This is a genomic window from Georgenia sp. H159 (assembly GCF_035607575.1).
Classification (GTDB): Bacteria; Actinomycetota; Actinomycetes; order Actinomycetales; family Actinomycetaceae; genus Oceanitalea.
In genome coordinates this window covers 13,550-30,334 of the sequence record NZ_JAYDZY010000018.1, presented here as the reverse complement: position 1 = coordinate 30,334, position 16,785 = coordinate 13,550, and the positions used below count along the sequence as shown (strand labels likewise).

Sequence of the window (16,785 nt, the reverse complement as noted above, 5' to 3'; positions counted from 1 at the left end):
CCGGTAGGCGGATGCTGACCAACGTCGCAAGCCGGCACGCACTGTCTCCGGGGTGGTCGACCATTCGTCGTCCCGCGCCCTTCTCGGCGTGGCGTCTACGGTGGGGTCGACGGCGCGGCCGTCGGTCCGTTCTGACGGGCGAAGGGCCCGGACGCAGGGGGTTCTGCCCAAGGCGGTCCGCGGCAGGCTGTTGACCTGCGGTGGGCTGACGTGGGAGCAGGGCGCCAGCATCGACGCCTGGGACGTTGCCGCCGATCCGGCCTCCCTGGCCACGCTGCTCGCTACCACCGAAGACGGCTCTTGATGGTCAGCCGAGACGCTGACGCGACCTTCGAGGCGGTCGACAACCAGCCACCCCTCCCACTGCCCTTCGTCGATCACGTGCCGGCCGGTGCCGCTGAGGGGTGGGCACGACGCTGGCCGGGGCGGACCCGGCCAGGAGGGCTGTGGCGGCTGAGCGAGGGGGGCATGGGTGCTAGCGGGGCCGGAGAACGGCATCCCCGAGGCGTTCACCCCGACCTCGACGACCAGACTTCTCCTCGCCGCGTTCGCAGGTCGGGTCTACCGCAGCGGCGACGGCTACCAGACCTTGGCTTCCGGTGCCCGCCGAGGCACCGTAGACGCTCGAGCCGCCCGGCACGCCCCCGGTCGCCCGTCCTGGCCGCTGCTCAGGGATCTGCCCGCTCATCCGTGACCGTGAGCCGCTCTTGTCACCGTGACGGATTTATCCGAGTATGAATCGTGTAATTTCGCACAGGAGAATCCTTGCCGCTGGCGGGGAGATGCACACGTCCGGCGGCGACTGGGAAGTCTTCCGGACCCGAGAGGATCGTCATGGCAGTCAAGCTCCACCATGTCCCGCCGCGCCTGGCTTGCGGGGCCTTCATCTTGAACACCGGGGTGACCAAGCGCTCCTTGGACGCCGAGGGCGCCACGGGGCTGCGGGACCAGGCCGCCAACGCCTTCCCGTTCCTGAAGAAGGTGGACCCGGTGCGCTTCGGCAAGGCGCTGTCTGCCTTTGAGATCGCGCTGGGCACAGCTCTGCTGGCCCCGATGGTTCCGACCTGGGCGGCTGCGGCCGTGCTGAGCGGCTTCTCGGCAGCGTTGATGCGGGTGTATCTCAAGACGCCGGGGATGACCCGGGATGACGGGATTCGTCCGGCGCCGGCCGGCATGGGCATCGCCCGGGACGTCTTCATGCTCGGCAGCGGGCTCGGCCTGGTCGTTGAGGAGCTTGCCGCCAAGCGAGACTGAGACCGGTGCGTGGCCGGTGATGAGATTATGGCTGGGTGAGGCGGAGTCCGGCGAGCATCAGCGCGGAGCGCGCGCGTACTGCCTCGCGCCTGCGTGTCCTTGGGGTGCTCCGCGGCTCAGCGGCGGGGTGCAATGTGCAGCAGGTCGCCGAGCACACCGGTCTGCATCCCAACACCGTGCGTTTCCACCTGGAACGACTTGAGAGCGATGGGCTGGTCTCCCGGCACGTGCGGCGCAGCGGCGAACCCGGGCGCCCGCCGCTTGCCTATGTCGCCAACCCGGTTCCCGACGCCGAGCAGGGGCGTCGGGACTTCGGCCAGCTCGCTGAGGTGCTGGCCCAGCTCGTCACCCGAGCGAACCAGGATCCAGCCACCATGGCAGAGGAGGCCGGACGGTCCTGGGGCTTGTCGCGCACAGAGGTATCAGCAGCGGTGACGAACGGTGCTGCTGCGATAGCCGAACTGACCGCCAGCCTGGACGAGCTCGGTTTCGCCCCCGAGGTCTGCGCCGACGATGACGATGGGCACCCCATCATTCTGCAGCGCCACTGTCCGTTCCTGGAGGTCGCTCAGACCCATCAAGACGTCGTCTGCTCGGTGCATCTGGGCTTGATGCGCGGGACCCTGGAGAAGCTGAACGCGCCAGTCAGCGCGGAGCGTCTCATCCCTTTCGCCAGTCCGGCTGGCTGCGAGGCCCACTTGACCGTTGGCGGCCCAACGCCCCCGGCAGTGTGAACCTGGCGGCTCCGGTGACCACTGGTCCGCAGACGCCGTGATCAAGACGCCGGCGCTGCCTGCGGAGGGTGGGAGGCGACGAGTTCGGTGTCCGCGCCGACTGCGCCCAGCTTCGCGGCCCCTCCCGGAGAGCCGATCGGCTCGCTGCGGCCGGGTAGGGCCTGGTCGAAGAAGCGGGCGTTGTCCGCCAGGAACGGTTCGAACTCCCCGGGCAGGTCGTCCTCGTAGTAGATCGCCTCCACCGGGCAGACCGGCTCACAGGCGCCACAGTCCACACACTCATCGGGCTGGATGTACAAGGACCGTTCGCCCTCGTAGATGCAGTCCACCGGGCACTCCTCCACGCAGGCCCGGTCCAGCACATCGATACACGGGGCGGCGATCACGTAGGTCATCGATCCTCCTTGTCGGCCGGGGAGGCGGACTTCACGTCCCTCCGAGTAGATACTAGTATGACTCGGAAAAACTAGACGCGCGCAGACCTCAGATCGCAGTCGGCGCTGCCGACGGCGAGAGGCCTGATGCGCGTGCAGCCGGCACGATGCCGAGAGGAAGTGGTCATGGACTGGCGTCACCAGGCAGCCTGCCTGCATGAGGATCCGGAGCTGTTCTTTCCCGTGGGTGATGCCAGGCCCTTGTTGGCTCAGGTCGAGGAAGCGAAGGCGGTGTGCCGGCAGTGCCCCGTCATCGACGCCTGCCTGAGCTGGGCGCTGGAGACGCGTCAGGACACCGGCGTGTGGGGTGGACGGTCCGAGAGTGAACGACGCAAGCTCCGGCGACGCGCCACGCGCACACGTCGGGTCGCCTGAGCGGGCGACGACGGCGGTGGGTGGCGCGAGCAGGTCCGGTCCGGGCGCACTGCCCTTGCATTCTTCACAGCGATGCTAGTGAATACTGGTATGAGTCAGGCAGAGCACGACCCCAGCAATCGCCGCGATGGCAGTCCGCTACCTTCGGTGACGCATCACCACCACGCGGAGCTGTGGTCCGGGCTCGCCGCACGGGAGGCCGCCCTGGTCAACGCGGTCGCGGCCGGGCAGGACCACGAGCAGCCACGCCGCGCGCTGGTGGATTTCCTGCGCGGGGAGGTCTTTGCGCATCTGCAGACCGAGGAGATGGTGCTGTACAACGTCGCGCGCGGCGTTGGCGCGCATGCCCTGGTGGCCGCACTTGAGCTGGACCACAAGTCGCTGCTGAGCCTGGTCGAGCACATCGATCAGGCTGCTACGGGTCTGGATGCTGCCCTGTCGGCCCGAGCCCTGGTGATGCTGTTCGTCCTGCGGATGGAGAAGGAAGAGACGGTGCTGATCCCCACGCTGACCGAGGCTGGGGTCGACGTCTCGATCCTGATCGCCGGGCGTCCGGAGATGCTGGGCACCGACCAGGACCGATGAGGTCTGGGGCGGCGCCGACGCGCACGCCCTCGCAGGCGGCCCCCCATCATCGGACTCTCGGCGGTTCAGGTCAGCTTGGCGATGGCGGGAAATCGAGCGATGACGCACCGAGGAGGACAGGACGCCGGCGGTTAACCGGCTGTGGCGCATCAGTCCAGGCGCGAGGTGGCCTCCTTGAGGAGCTGGGCCGGCTCGAGCCACATTGAGGGGTAGTCGCCCTGCCAGAGCTGGTTGCCCTGGGCGTCGATGAGGACGAACCCGTGTCCGGGGACTCCGGGGTGCATGCCGGTGCCGAGGGTGCCGTAGGCCTCGGAGACCGTGCCGTCGTCGAGCAGGTAGGGGGTGGTGGCGCCGTAGCGCTGCATGTCGAGGCGGATCTGCTCGGCGGTGTTCATGACGATCGGCAGGACGGTGATGCCGGCCTCGGCGAAGCCTGGCTCCTTCTCGATCTCGGCCATCTGCACGGTGCACGAGGCGCAGCCGGCGCCCTCGTTGAAGTACAGGATGACCGGTTCCCCGCGGAGCTCGGACAGGGTCACGGTGGTCCCGGCGGTGGTGGGCAGGGTGAAGTCCGGGGCGCGGCGAGTCTCCTCAGAGCTCGCCGTTCCGGAGGTGGCCAGGGCGTAGATGGCGGCCGCGACCATCGCGAGGAGCGCGCAGATCCCCAGGATCCGGCGGCGTCGGGCCTTGCTTGCGGCTGCTTGGGCCTGGGCCTTCTCCTCGGCGTGCTTGTGCCGGACCCGGTCCTTCGCGCTGGGGTGGAGGGTGGAGCTGGTCATGATGTGGGCAGTCCTTCGGTGTCGTGGCTGGCGTGGCAGGCGGGCGCCTCGGCTGGGGTGTCGGGATCGGCAGTGGCCGGGTGGGTCCGGGTGCGCCGGTCGCGCAGGGTGAAGAGCACGAACACGCCTGCCAGGGCGAGGAGGCCCGCGCCGAGGAGGGGCTCGGGCAGGGGGCTGAGCCAGTCCTGCAGGCGGCCCAGCGTGGTGGCGAGCCAGTCACCGATGGCGCTTTGCACCGCCCCACCGCCGGTCATCTCGGTGCTGCCGGCCAGGGTGATGACCCAGATGCCCATGACGGCGAAGGCGATCGCGACGGCGAGGTTGACGGTGTTGGTGACCAGGACGCGCCCGCCGAGGCGGATCTTGATGAGCCGTGCCTGGAAGAGGCGGCGTTCCCCGAGGCGGGCCTTGTCCCAGACCAGGGCCATGACGAAGAGGGGGAAGACCATCCCGAAGACGAACGCCAGGCCCAGGGCCACGCCTCCGGCGGTGGACCCGGAGAGCACCGACAGGGTCATGACGCCGGCCAGGACGGGGGCGCAGCAGCTGGAGGCGATCCCGGAGAAGACACCGAGGGCGAAGAAGCTGGCGCCGTCGCCGCGGCTGGTGTCCGGTGCGCGCAGGAAGCGGGGCAGGGACCACATGGTGCCCGAGAGGGACAGTCCGGCCAGGGCGATCATCAGCAGGCCACCGGCCCAGTAGAGCTGGGTGTGGTACTGGTTGATGGCCCCGGACAGCATGCTGACGCCGAGTGTGATGGGGACCAGCACGAGCGCCAGGCCGGCGGCGAACAGGAAGGTCAGGGGCAGGATTCGCCACCGGCGGTTCTTCACCGCCCCGGCCAGGTAGCTGGGGGCGAGGAAGACGATGCAGCACGGAGCGAACAGGGCCACGGCGCCGGCGAAGAAGGCGGCCAGGACGCTGCCGGTGGTCAGGAGCTCACTTCCCACGGCTCAGGTCCTTCTCACGCCGCGGCCGCGCGCAGCTGGAGGAGCTTCTCCAGCCGCCGCCGGGGGAGGCGTCCGCTGCTGAAGAACTCCTCGTCGACCAAGACGAGCGGCGCCATGGGCGGGCGGTGCCGGCCGATCAGTTCCCGTCCCTCGGCCGAGTCGCGTTCGACCATCCGCACGGTCAACGCGAACCTCACGCTGAGCTCGGCAAGAACCGCAGCGGCGTCCTCACAGTAGTGGCATGCAGGCGCCTGAACCACGGTCACCTTGGTCGGGCTCTCTTGGGCTGTCACGAAGTCCTCTTCTCAATGGGGGTCGGATCACCACCGAAAGCATCGGCCGCCCGACCGGGCCAATCGATCGACCTTCCATGAAAAACCGATGAAGATCCCTCGCCCTTGCGGGCAAATCGGGAATGGAATACCACCCGCCCCCCTTGCACCCAGCAGGGATACCCTGTAGGGGTATGAATGAAGACTGTCGACGAGGGGAAGCCGAATGAGTACGCCTGAGCACCATCACGGGCACGGCGGGACCAAGCCAGATGGAAGCGGTCCCGCCGAGCACCACACCGCCCACAGCGATGGACACGGGAGCCAAACCACCCACGGGCAAGCGATGCCGACGAACACCGGACAGGTCACCGACCCACTGACCGCCGCAGGCCACCACGGGGATGATGCGTCCCACTCCGCTCACGACCAATCCCACTCCGGACACGACAGCCACGAACCTCACGCCGGACATGACGCTCACGGCGGTCATGGAGACCACGGCGGACATGGCGGACATGGGGATCATGTGGCGATGTTCCGGCGCCTGTTCTGGATCATGCTCGCCCTGGCGATTCCCACCGTGCTGCTCAACGGCATGTTCGCGGACTTCCTGGGCTACACCCTGCCCGACGTCCCGGGGATCGAGTGGGTCTCCCCGGTCCTCGGGACCGTGATTTACGTGTGGGGTGGGCGTCCCTTCCTCACCGGGGCCGTCGACGAGTTACGTGCCCGTAAGCCGGGCATGATGCTCCTGATCGGGATGGCGATCACGGTCGCGTTCGTCGCCTCGCTCGGGGCGAGCCTGGGGATCTTCTCCCACGAGCTCGACTTCTGGTGGGAGATGGCCCTGCTGGTGGTCATCATGCTGCTGGGCCACTGGCTGGAGATGCGCTCCTTGGCGCAGACGACCTCCGCGCTGGACTCCCTGGCCGCGCTCCTGCCCGATGAGGCCGAGCGGGTGGAGGGCGATGAGATTGTCACCGTCGCCCCGGCAGATCTTCGTCTGGGTGATGTCGTCGTCGTCCGTCCGGGTGGCCGGGTGCCGGCCGACGGTGAGGTCGTCGACGGCGGCGCGGACGTCGATGAGTCGATGATCACCGGTGAGTCCAAGCCGGTGCTGCGCAGCGTCGGGGACCACGTCGTGGCCGGGACGGTGGCCACCGACAACGCGCTACGGGTGCGGGTGTCCGCCGTTGGTGAGGACACCGCCCTGGCCGGGATCCAGCGCCTGGTTGCCGAGGCGCAGGCCTCCACCAGCCGGGCCCAGCTCCTGGCGGACAAGGCCGCCGGCTGGCTGTTCTGGTACGCGGTGATCGCCGCGATCATCACCACGGTCGTGTGGGTGTGGCTGGGGGTGCCCGAGAGCGCGCTCGTGCGGGCGATCACCGTCTTGGTCATCGCCTGCCCCCACGCCCTGGGCCTGGCGATCCCGCTGGTGGTGTCCATCTCCACCGAGCGGGCCGCCCGCGGCGGGGTGCTGATCAAGGACCGTGCCGCGATGGAGCGCATGCGCGTGGTGGACACCGTGCTGTTCGACAAGACCGGCACGCTGACCAAGGGTGAGCCCGCGCTCACCGACATCACCACCACCGGTGGGTATGAGGCCGGGGACCTGCTGCGTCTGGCGGCGGCCGCGGAGTCCGAGAGCGAGCACCCGCTGGCGCGGGCCATCGTGGCCGCGGCCGAGGAGCGAGGACTGCAGGTGCCCCCGGCTACCGACTTCCGGGCCGCGACCGCTGTGGGGGTGCGCGCCACCGTCGAGGGCCACGAGGTCCAGGTTGGTGGCCCGGCGCTGCTCACTCAGCACTCCGCTGAGCCGTTGCGGGCGAGTGCGCCGTGGTCACAGGACGGGGCTACCGTCCTGCACGTCCTGATCGACGGGAAGGTGGCCGGGGCGGTTGCACTGGCCGATGAGATCCGTGAGGAGTCCCGCCAGGCGGTCGAGGCACTGCACCAGCTGGGCATCCGGGTCGTGATGATCACCGGTGACGCCGAGCCGGTGGCCCGGACGGTGGCCGCGGACCTGGGCATCGACCAGGTCTTCGCCCAGGTCCGACCCGAGGACAAGAGCGACAAGGTCCTCGAGCTGCAGCACCAGGGCCGCATCGTGGCCATGGTGGGGGATGGCGTCAACGACGCCCCGGCGTTGGCCCAGGCCGACGTGGGGATCGCCATCGGTGCGGGCACCGACGTGGCCATCGGCTCGGCCGGTGTCATCCTGGTCTCGGACGACCCGCGTTCGGTGCTGTCGGTGATCCAGCTCTCCCGTGCCAGCTACCGGAAGATGAAGCAGAACCTGTGGTGGGCCGCGGGCTACAACATCGCCGCCGTCCCACTGGCCGCAGGGGTGTTGGCGCCGATCGGGTTCATCCTGCCGATGTCGGTGGGGGCCCTCCTGATGTCCCTGTCGACCATCGTGGTGGCGCTCAACGCCCAGCTGCTGCGCCGCCTGGACCTCAGCCCCGAGGCCAGCACCGCGGCCGCGCACGGCGCCCCCAAGGTGCCCTCCGCCGGTGGCGCAGAGGCACCTGGGCGACGTGAGGACGTGGCCCCGGCGCACCACCACTGACTCACCGCGCGGGACGTGCGACGCACGCGGCCCGCAGGTACCGCGGTGTTTCACGAGCGCCGACCTCCCGGCTGTTGAGGCACGGGAGTCGGCGCTCGTCGTCGCGCGCGTGAGTCCCGGCTCGCATCGTCACGGAGCGCCATGCACATTCCGGTTCACGGCCTGACCTGACCTGTGGCTGGTGAGGTCGACTCGATCGCGCCGCCACCGGGCTGTGGCGGGCGCGGTTTGCGGGCGGCGAAGCGTAGGACTAGACCGCGCAGCGAGTACTGCACGGTGACTGCCTGAAGCCCGGCGCGCGCCAGGACGGGCTCCAGTGTTCCGCGCTCGATGAGTCGGTGTGGGGAACGGTCGACCAGGTGCACCAGCGATGCGACGCGGGACGCGACCAGGTCGTATCCCAGGAACATCCCCCCGGGTCGCAGGACACGAGACGCCTCGCTCACTGCGCTTTCCCATTCGATCACGTGGTGGAGCATGAGGAAGCTCGTCACCGCGTCGAAGGACCCATCCTTATACGGCAGTCGTGTGGCGTCGGCCTGGTGAACCACGACGTGCGGTAGATGTGTCAACCGCTGCCGTGCGGCACGGGCCATGACGGGGTCCAGGTCGGTCACGGTGAGACGTACCTGCCGGTCGGTGCGGCCGAGCTCTGCCGCCATGGCACCACTCCCGCCGCCGACCTCGAGCACCTCACCTGCAAGGGAGAACCCTTGAGTACTCCACGGCAGGATCCGCCGCGCCAAGCACCGCCATGGTGCGCTGCGGCAGAGCAAGGCTTCAAAAAAGGACATGGTCGGCATGGTGGCGACCTTCCAGTGAACTCCAGGATCACGTGATCGGACACAAGGGCCGGATGGGCCACAGCGGTCAGAGGCGGCAACTGGGGCACACCAGGACCAAAGTAGGAGGCGAGAAGGGGTCGATGTGGGCGATGGTGAAGTGGACCAGCGTGCCATGTGCGGGGGAGCTACGACACAGGAGAGTACTGAACCATGACTAGCGCAACTGCTTCCCCGACCACCTGGCGCCGACGCGGCGAGCAGGGCCCGGACGACGCCACGATCGCGCGCATCGACGCCTGGTGGCGCGCCGCGAACTACCTGTCCGTCGGGCAGATCTACCTGCTGGACAACCCACTGCTGCGCGAGCCGCTGCACCCCGACCACATCAAGCCGCGGCTGCTGGGCCACTGGGGCACCACCCCGGGTCTCAACTTCATCTCCGCCCACGCCAACCGGGTGATCCGGGAACGCGCCCAGTCCGCGATCTACATCGCCGGCCCGGGTCACGGCGGGCCGGGCCCGGTGGCCAACGGCTACCTCGAGGGCACCTACTCCGAGATCTACTCCGACGTCACCCAGGACACCGAGGGGCTGCGCCGGCTGTTCCGGCAGTTCTCCTTCCCCGGGGGGATCCCCTCCCACGTGGCGCCCGAGGTGCCCGGCTCCATCCACGAGGGCGGTGAGCTGGGCTACGCGCTGTCCCACGCCTACGGCGCGGCGTTCGACAACCCTGACCTGCTCGTCCTCGCCGTCGTCGGCGACGGCGAGGCCGAGACCGGCCCGTTGGCCGCCAGCTGGCACGCCAACAAGTTCGTCAACCCGAAGACCGACGGGGTCGTGCTGCCGATCCTGCACCTCAACGGGTACAAGATCGCCAACCCCACGGTGCTGGCCCGCATCGGCGAGGACGAGCTGACCGACCTCATGCGCGGCTACGGCCACCGCCCCCACGTCTTCACCGCCGGTTTCGACGACGAGGACGCCGTCTCGGTCCACGCCCGGTTCGCCGCCCTGCTCGACGAGGTGCTCGACGAGATCGCCGACATCAAGGAGCGGGCCGCCGGGCTGGACGCCGAGGAGGTCGAGCGTCCCCGGTGGCCGATGATCGTGCTGCGCACCCCCAAGGGGTGGACCGGCCCGAAGGAGGTCGACGGGCAGCGCACCGAGGGCTCCTGGCGCTCCCACCAGGTGCCGCTGGCCAACGCCCGAGACACCCCCGAGCACCTGCAGGTGCTGGAGGACTGGCTGCGCAGCTACCGCCCCGAGGAGCTGTTCGACGACGCCGGCCGGCTGGTGGAGGACGTGGCCGCCCTGGCCCCCGAGGGGCACCTGCGGCTGAGCGACAACCCGCACGCCAACGGGGGCCTGCTGCTGCGTGATCTGCGGCTGCCGGACGTGCGTGACTTCGCCGTCGACGTCCCCGTGCCGGGTGGGTCGGTCACCGAGGCCACCCGCGAGCTGGGCACGTGGCTGACCGAGGTGATGCGCCGCAACCCGGACAACTTCCGGCTCTTCGGGCCGGACGAGGTCGCCTCCAACCGGCTTCAGGCGGTGTACGACGTCACCGCCAAGCAGTGGAACGCCGACCTGCTCGACAGCGACCGCGCCGAGAACCTGGCCCGGGCCGGCCAGGTGGTGGAGATCCTGTCCGAGCACCAGTGCCAGGGCTGGCTCGAGGGCTACCTCCTCACCGGCCGCCACGGCCTGTTCACGTCCTACGAGGCCTTCATCCACATCGTCGACTCCATGGTCAACCAGCACCTGAAGTGGCTCAAGGTCACCGACGAGCTGCCATGGCGCCGCCCCATCGCCTCGCTGAACTACCTGCTGTCCTCGCACGTGTGGCGCCAGGACCACAACGGCTTCTCCCACCAGGACCCCGGGTTCATCGACCACGTCGTCAACAAGGGCGCCGACATCGTGCGGGTCTACCTGCCGCCGGACACCAACACGCTGCTGGCGACCTACGACCACGTGCTGCGCACCCGCCAGTACGTCAACGTCGTCGTCGCTGGGAAGCAGCCCGGCCCGGACTTCCTCACGATGGAGGAGGCGCTGGACCACTGCCACCGCGGCCTGGGCATCTGGGAGTGGGCCGGCACCGAGGAGGACGGCAGCGAACCGGACGTCGTGCTCGTGTGCGCGGGTGACATCCCCACCCTGGAGGTGCTCGCCGCGGCGGACCTGCTGCGCGAGCACCTGCCAGAGCTGCGGGTGCGGGTGGTCAACGTCGTGGACCTCATGCGTCTGCAGGACCCCAAGGAGCACCCGCACGGGCTGCCCGACTCGGAGTTCGACGCGATCTTCACCACGAGCAAGAAGGTGATCTTCGCCTACCACGGCTACCCCTGGCTCATCCACCGGCTCACCTACCGGCGCACCAACCACGCCAACCTCCACGTGCGCGGGTACAAGGAGAAGGGCACGACCACGACGCCGTTCGACATGGTCATGCTCAACGACCTGGACCGGTACCACCTGGTCATGGACGTCATCGACCGCGTCCCGGGCCTCGGTGCGCGCTATGCGGGTCTGCGGCAGCGGATGTCCGACGCGCGCCTGGCGGCCCGCCGGTACACCCGCGAGCACGGCGTGGACATCCCCGAGGTCGCCGAGTGGCAGTGGCCCGACGTCGGGGAGACCGGAACCGCCGCCGGCGGCCCGCAGTACGACACCGGCGGCGACAACGAGTAGCGGCTCTGGCCGCGCCCGCCAAGCTGTGTGAGGGTCGGCCCGCTCCGTTCTGAAGGCACACGCACTCCGCTGCCTCCCTCGGCAGAGATCGGCCATCTCGCATACGTCGGTGCGGTTCGAGGACTGCACGTCGCCGGCATAGTCACCACGGGAGACGGGTGTGCCGTGCGACCTCACCGCGCTGTGACGTGCTGTGGGGGCAGTGGCTTCATCAAAGCGTCACAGAACGGAGACCCGGCTTTTAGGTGAGCGGCAGAGAATGGGGAAACGTATCGGGGTTGTGAGTCGGGGACGAGTCCTCTACCGCTCCGTGCGGCGTTGTTGAGGAGGAGTGACGGTGAACCACAGCGGCAGCGGGCACCTCAAGGGAATGGTCCTGCTCATGGGTGGACTGTTCATAGCCCTGCGGGTCTTTGGTGTGTCGACAGGGGACGCACTCGTGTACGCGGCCGTGCTGGCCTGCCCTCTGATGATGGTCATGATGATGTTCGGTGGCCATGGAGGACATGGCGATCCGCGGACCTCGCAAGAGGCGCCGCCCTTGGACGATGTCCTCCCGCACAGCGCCGGTGACCACACCGACCGTGGACACCGGCACTGACGGGCGCAGCTCTGCTGGGGCTGATTGGCCGCATACGCGCCAGGCACGGTCGTCGAGGCTTCCAGGTGCCCGGTACGGCTGTGGGCGGTGTGGGTGTGGCCGTGAAGCCGTCCCCGCGGTCACCTGGAGACCCGACACCACCGGCCTTCTCGCGTGTGACCTGGCCGCTGGTGATGGCCGCTGGCGGTGGGGTACTGACCAACCTGGCCTTTCCCGACCGTGGATGGTGGCCGTTGGCCTACCTGGGCGTCGCGCTGCTGCTGCTCGCGTTGCGCCGGGCGCGGATGGCGCAGGCCGCCGCGACCGGACTGGTGTGGGGTGTGGCGTTCTTCCTGCCGCACGTGTACTGGGTCATCCACGCGACCGGGGCACTCGTGCCCTGGATTGCGTTGAGCATGATGCAGGCGCTGTACATCGCGGGCTTCACCGCCGCGTGGACGGTGACCCGGCGGGCGGCGTGGGTAGGGACTCGCCCCGTGGTGCAGGCATGCCTGGCGGCCGTCATCTGGGTTGCCGTCGAGCAGCTTCGCGCCTCGTGGCCGTTTGGTGGCTTCCCGTGGGGGATGCTGGCCTTCTCCCAGACCGACGCGCCGCTGGTGCGGCTGGCTCCTTACGGTGGGGAGGTCCTCGTCTCGGCCGTAGTGGTGTTCATCGGCGCGCTGCTGACGTGGGCGTGGACGCGCCGATCCCAAGTTGCAACTGCCATGGGCGCTGCGGCGGCGGGGCTCATCTTGGCTCTGGGGCCGGGACTGTTGCCGCTGGACGACAAGGCGGAGGTGGGGACCCTTCGGGTGGGCGCGGTCCAGGGCAATGTTCCCCAGCTGGGGGCCGAGTGGGCGGTGCAGGCCCGGGAGGTCACGGCGAACCACACCCGGGGCACGCGCAGACTGGTCGAGGAAGTGGGGGACCGGCTGGACCTGGTGCTGTGGCCGGAGAGTGCCGCGGACATCGACCCGCGCACCGACGACGCGCAGGCGGCACTGGTGGAGGCGGCCGCAAGAGCGGCGGGCGCCCCGGTCCTGCTGGGCACGCAGCGGTTCCCGACCGGCCAGGACATTCGTTACAACGAGCTGGTGTTGTGGCAGGAAGGGGGGCCGGTTGGCGGCGCCTACGCCAAGCAGCACCCGGTTCCCTTCGGGGAGTACATGCCCTACCGGGACCTGTTCCGACGGATCACCCCACTGGTGGACCGGGTTTCTACCGACATGGCCGCGGGGCGGGGCCCGGGGCTCATGCCCATCCCGGTCGAGCGGCTGTCACGTGAGGTCGAAGCGGCGGTGGGGATCTGTTTCGAGGTCGCCTACGCCGGACTGATCCGCGAGGGCGTGGTGGGGGGTGGGGAGCTCATCATCATCCCGACCAACAACGCCTCCTTCGGGGACTCCCCGGAGTCGACGCAGCAGCTGGCGATGTCACGCTTTCGTGCGGTGGAGCACGGGCGGGCGACGGTCCAGGTCTCCACGGTCGGCGTCAGCGGCATCATCCTGCCCGATGGGAGCGTTGTTGAGCGCACGGGGCTGTTCACGGCGGAGGAGATGACTGCCACGCTCCCGCTGCGCACGTCCCTGACCCCAGCTGCCCGGCTCGGCACCCTGCCCACCGTCGCCGTCTGGGTCGTGGCTGCTGTGGGGGTGGCTGCCGGCGTCCTGAGCCGTCGGGGCCGCGGCCACAGCGCCGGGGGTCCGGCCCGTCGGCGCACAGCGACCCTCAGCGAGGGCCGCGCGCGAGAGGACCTCACGGCCCCCGTCAGCCTCGTCACCGGACATTGAGGCCGATCCTGGCGGGCGGTGGCGACGCCCTCCTGCGCGCTTGAGCGCGGCGCGCTATTGGGAGCTCGCTCATGTCCACTGCAACCCCGTAGGCTCTCATTTCCGATATCCACCTTGTTGGCTACGGCTTTGACCGTGCCATAGCGCGTCTCGTAGTCCTACTCGCATTCGAGCACCGTCCGGACCGCGTGCTCCTTGAGTTCCTGCGGGTATCGCTTCGACATGATGAGTCCGATCCTCCCAAAATCGCGACCCTCCATCGAACCCAGGATGGTTCAATTGCGATGCTTACCGCGCTCAGCGCAGCCAGCTGTTACCGACCTTGCCGGCCCACCAGCGACCCAGCCCCCAGGTATCACCGGCCAGGGTGAGGGCCGAGATGATCACCAGTGCAGCCTCAACCCAGTGAGACGTGGTGATCGGGTTAGTTCCGCCTACCACTGGCGGAAATTGCGACAGCCACATGAAACCTAAAAGCAGGGTGCCGGTGACGGCGGCGATCTTCAGGCCTACCCCGAGCATGAGGGCGAGACCGAGGCCGGCTAGCCCGACCATGAACAGCCAGTCTCCGAAGGGATTGAGGAACAGCGGTTGGAAGATGCCGGCGAGGGGTTCCTCAATCCCGCTGATGTAGCCCTGAGCGGGGGTCCCCCCGCGGATCCACGCCGCCTCCGGTTGGGTGGAAAACCCCAGTCCGAAGAGTTTGTCGATGAAGGCCCAGAGAAATATCCAACCGATGAGCAGCCGTCCTACGGCGAGGGTCACCCGTGCACCGGCGCGGGTGATGATGTCCTCGACGAACATCGGCTTGGTCCCCGGGGCTCGATTGCTTGTCTGCCTCGACATTGTCGTCTCCCACCACCCTGGAGCGCAAGGAATTGGGGTCCCCACGCTCGAATGAGTTGTGCGTACAGGGTTTCACCAGTGGCACTACAAGACAATGCTCATCGGCCATATTTGACCGAAACTTCACCTTCCCGACTTACCCGGCGGGCGGCCCTTTCTTTGTGCCCCCTCTCGGGTGGGTCGGAACGCGGACCCGCACTGAACCGCATTCTGTGAAACTTCGGTGAAGAGTTCCTCTGGCAGGCGCCCACCCGCACCTTGCCCGTACCCCCTGGGGGTAGGGTCGGGGATGTCGTTCACGGTGACAAACCGCCCACGTGATGGGCGGCAGATCACCGTTCCGGGTAGGGGATGAAGGAGAGGGAGGAAACGTGATGAACCACGGTCAGGAGGATCATGGCGGCGGCGGGTGTTGTGGTGGCGGGGGCCACGGGCACGGTCACCACGACGTCGTCGCCGGCCCGGGTGAGGAGCTGGTCACCTGCGCGGTGAGGGGCACCGCGCAGGTGAAGTCCCAGGCGGAGGCGAGCGGGCTCATGCGGGACTTCGAGGGCGAGCGCTACTACTTCTGCTGCGGGCACTGCGCCGAGCTCTTCGACGCCAACCCGCACGCCTACATCACGGCGGCCTGAGCGGTCCTCGGCCGGTATCTGCGACGGAGGTCTACGTTGGGCTCGTCATCACCGCCCGGGGGCGCGACCGTAACCGCACTGTCTGTGGTCGTGGTCCTGTTCGGTGCCACTGGTGACCTGGCCCGCCGCATGGTGATGCCGGCCCTGGTGGAGTTGCACGAGCGCGGATTGTTGCCCCAGCGGTGGCGCTTGATCGGCTGCGCCACAGACCGGTGGGACGACGAGGCCTTCCGGGCCCGGCTGAGGGACTCCCTGCTGAGCAGCGAGCTGGGCCTGCCCGAGGACTGGGACCAGGTGTGCCTGCGGGTCGGCTACGCGGGTGGGGGGTTCACCGATGACGATCCCGGTGCACTGCCTGAGGTTCTGGCCCGCGCGCGGCGTGAGCTAGCGGCCGAGGGCGGCGGTGAGCCGCTGGTCGTGCACTTTCTGGCGGTGCCCCCGGCGGCGTATCCGGTGATTACCCGGGGGCTGGGACGCCATGGCTTGGCGGCGGGCGCCCGGGTGGTGTTCGAGAAACCCTACGGCAGGTCGCTGGTGGACTTTGAGGCGTTGGACGCGCTGGTGAAGACGGTGCTCACCGAGGAGCAGGTCTTCCGCATCGACCATTTCCTCGGCAAGCAGGCGGTGCAGGCGATCTACGCGTTGCGTTTCGCGAACCGGCTGTTCGGCTCGCAATGGGACGCCGACGGAATCGAGCAGGTACAGATCGACGTGCCCGAGGACCTCGACGTCGCCCAGCGGGCTGTGTTCTACGACGCCACCGGTGCGGCCCTGGACATGCTGGTCACCCATCTGTTCCACGTGGCCAGCCAGGTGGCGATGGATCCGCCGGCGGACGTGGCGGAGCCGGAGTCGATTGTGGCCGCTCGGGATGCGGTCATCGGGGCGTTCCGGCCACTGGATCCGGTCAGCGACGTGGTGCTGGGGCAGTTCGAGGGCTATACCGATATCGCCGGGGTGGCGGCTGGTTCCAGGCAGGACACGTTTGTCGCTGCCCGGCTGTGGATCGACACCGATCGGTGGCGGGGCGTCCCGTTCGTGCTGCGCACCGGCAAGCGCATGGCTCGTAAGGCCCAGCGAATCACCTTGATCATGCGTCCGCCGCAGGGTCCTTTGGGCACGGCGCTCACTGGGCGCAACACGATCGAGATCGACTTCAGTGGCCCCGGGGCCTTTGCTGTGGGTGTCACCGTCAGCACCCCGGGACCGGGTCGGGCGTTGAGTTTCGCGCACACCGAGCTCGACTTGGCCGAGGTGCCGGGCGGGGAGCCGATCTCCGCCTATGCCTCCTTGCTCCTCGACGTCCTGGTCGGGGACCGTTCGCTGTTCACCACCTCCCATTGCCTGCGGGCGGCCTTCACCGCCTTCGCGCCGGTGCAGGGCCCCCAGCGCCCGTCCCCGTTGCCTTATCCGGTCGGCTCGTGGGGGCCGCAGGAGGCTGAGCGTCTCACGGCCGGGCACGGGTGGATGCTCGAGCGCCGGGCACGCTGACCGCTGACCGCT

The 16,785-nt window shown here is 68.9% G+C and carries 16 protein-coding genes; 10 read left to right on the top strand and 6 right to left on the bottom strand.

Features of this window, described 5'->3' with window-relative positions; genetic code table 11:
- Nucleotides 1-834: 834 nt before the first annotated feature.
- Together VR894_RS18180 and VR894_RS18175 are read left to right on the top strand one after the other, a co-directional pair.
- Nucleotides 835-1,254 carry a hypothetical protein gene (locus VR894_RS18180; RefSeq protein WP_324653833.1) on the top strand — a complete coding sequence of 140 codons (420 nt, stop codon included), beginning with the start codon at nucleotides 835-837 and terminating at the stop codon, nucleotides 1,252-1,254.
- 35 nt (nucleotides 1,255-1,289) lie between these two features.
- Nucleotides 1,290-1,988: a helix-turn-helix transcriptional regulator gene (locus VR894_RS18175; RefSeq protein WP_324653831.1), complete on the top strand. Its 699-nt coding sequence runs from the start codon at nucleotides 1,290-1,292 to the stop codon at nucleotides 1,986-1,988.
- A 41-nt stretch (nucleotides 1,989-2,029) separates the two neighbouring features.
- Here VR894_RS18175 and fdxA read toward each other — a convergent pair whose 3' ends face one another.
- Entirely contained in the window at nucleotides 2,030-2,383 is a 354-nt protein-coding gene (fdxA, locus tag VR894_RS18170; RefSeq protein ID WP_324653828.1) for a ferredoxin, read from the bottom strand.
- Between the two features lie 165 nt (nucleotides 2,384-2,548).
- Here fdxA and VR894_RS18165 point away from each other — a divergent pair, with 165 nt between their 5' ends.
- Both VR894_RS18165 and VR894_RS18160 read left to right on the top strand, forming a co-directional pair.
- On the top strand, nucleotides 2,549-2,797 hold the full coding sequence (locus VR894_RS18165) for a WhiB family transcriptional regulator (RefSeq protein WP_324653827.1): 249 nt from the start codon (nucleotides 2,549-2,551) through the stop codon (nucleotides 2,795-2,797).
- Between the two features lie 90 nt (nucleotides 2,798-2,887).
- The gene (locus tag VR894_RS18160) at nucleotides 2,888-3,382 is read left to right on the top strand and encodes a hemerythrin domain-containing protein (protein ID WP_324653826.1); all 495 of its coding nucleotides are present in this window, start codon (nucleotides 2,888-2,890) and stop codon (nucleotides 3,380-3,382) included.
- A gap of 149 nt (nucleotides 3,383-3,531) precedes the next feature.
- On the opposite strand, the gene VR894_RS18155 is transcribed toward VR894_RS18160, so the two are convergent.
- From VR894_RS18155 to VR894_RS18145, 3 genes are read right to left on the bottom strand one after another with little or no spacing between them, the layout of a single operon-like run.
- On the bottom strand, nucleotides 3,532-4,161 hold the full coding sequence (locus VR894_RS18155) for a peroxiredoxin family protein (protein ID WP_324653825.1): 630 nt from the start codon (nucleotides 4,159-4,161) through the stop codon (nucleotides 3,532-3,534).
- A complete protein-coding gene (locus VR894_RS18150) occupies nucleotides 4,158-5,111 on the bottom strand; it encodes a cytochrome c biogenesis CcdA family protein (RefSeq protein WP_324653823.1) in 954 nt (317 codons plus the stop codon). Before VR894_RS18150 ends, VR894_RS18155 begins: the two co-directional genes overlap by 4 nt.
- Before the next feature lie 14 nt (nucleotides 5,112-5,125).
- The gene (locus VR894_RS18145) at nucleotides 5,126-5,404 is read right to left on the bottom strand and encodes a glutaredoxin family protein (RefSeq protein ID WP_324653821.1); all 279 of its coding nucleotides are present in this window, start codon (nucleotides 5,402-5,404) and stop codon (nucleotides 5,126-5,128) included.
- Between the two features lie 205 nt (nucleotides 5,405-5,609).
- Here VR894_RS18145 and VR894_RS18140 point away from each other — a divergent pair, with 205 nt between their 5' ends.
- A complete protein-coding gene (locus VR894_RS18140) occupies nucleotides 5,610-7,955 on the top strand; it encodes a heavy metal translocating P-type ATPase (RefSeq protein WP_324653819.1) in 2,346 nt (781 codons plus the stop codon).
- A 155-nt stretch (nucleotides 7,956-8,110) separates the two neighbouring features.
- Here the strand turns inward: VR894_RS18140 and VR894_RS18135 are convergent, their stop codons facing one another.
- Nucleotides 8,111-8,758: a class I SAM-dependent methyltransferase gene (locus VR894_RS18135; protein WP_324653817.1), complete on the bottom strand. Its 648-nt coding sequence runs from the start codon at nucleotides 8,756-8,758 to the stop codon at nucleotides 8,111-8,113.
- Nucleotides 8,759-8,950: 192 nt separating this feature from the next.
- On the opposite strand from VR894_RS18135, the gene VR894_RS18130 reads away from it, so the two are divergent.
- The 3 genes from VR894_RS18130 to lnt all read left to right on the top strand — a co-directional run bounded on the left by VR894_RS18130 (nucleotide 8,951) and on the right by lnt (nucleotide 13,804).
- Complete coding sequence (locus tag VR894_RS18130; RefSeq protein WP_324653816.1) at nucleotides 8,951-11,434, top strand: phosphoketolase family protein; 2,484 nt, start codon at nucleotides 8,951-8,953, stop codon at nucleotides 11,432-11,434.
- Between the two features lie 337 nt (nucleotides 11,435-11,771).
- Complete coding sequence (locus VR894_RS18125) at nucleotides 11,772-12,035, top strand: DUF2933 domain-containing protein (protein WP_324653814.1); 264 nt, start codon at nucleotides 11,772-11,774, stop codon at nucleotides 12,033-12,035.
- Nucleotides 12,036-12,208: 173 nt separating this feature from the next.
- A complete protein-coding gene (gene lnt, locus VR894_RS18120) occupies nucleotides 12,209-13,804 on the top strand; it encodes an apolipoprotein N-acyltransferase (RefSeq protein WP_110853918.1) in 1,596 nt (531 codons plus the stop codon).
- 297 nt (nucleotides 13,805-14,101) lie between these two features.
- On the opposite strand, the gene VR894_RS18115 is transcribed toward lnt, so the two are convergent.
- Nucleotides 14,102-14,608 carry a DoxX family protein gene (locus tag VR894_RS18115; RefSeq protein ID WP_324653812.1) on the bottom strand — a complete coding sequence of 169 codons (507 nt, stop codon included), beginning with the start codon at nucleotides 14,606-14,608 and terminating at the stop codon, nucleotides 14,102-14,104.
- A 416-nt stretch (nucleotides 14,609-15,024) separates the two neighbouring features.
- On the opposite strand from VR894_RS18115, the gene VR894_RS18110 reads away from it, so the two are divergent.
- Both VR894_RS18110 and VR894_RS18105 read left to right on the top strand, forming a co-directional pair.
- A complete protein-coding gene (locus VR894_RS18110; RefSeq protein ID WP_324653810.1) occupies nucleotides 15,025-15,282 on the top strand; it encodes a YHS domain-containing protein in 258 nt (85 codons plus the stop codon).
- A 90-nt stretch (nucleotides 15,283-15,372) separates the two neighbouring features.
- Nucleotides 15,373-16,773 (top strand): glucose-6-phosphate dehydrogenase, encoded by a 1,401-nt coding sequence (locus VR894_RS18105; protein ID WP_324653808.1) that lies wholly within the window; start codon nucleotides 15,373-15,375, stop codon nucleotides 16,771-16,773.
- Nucleotides 16,774-16,785 lie beyond the last annotated feature (12 nt).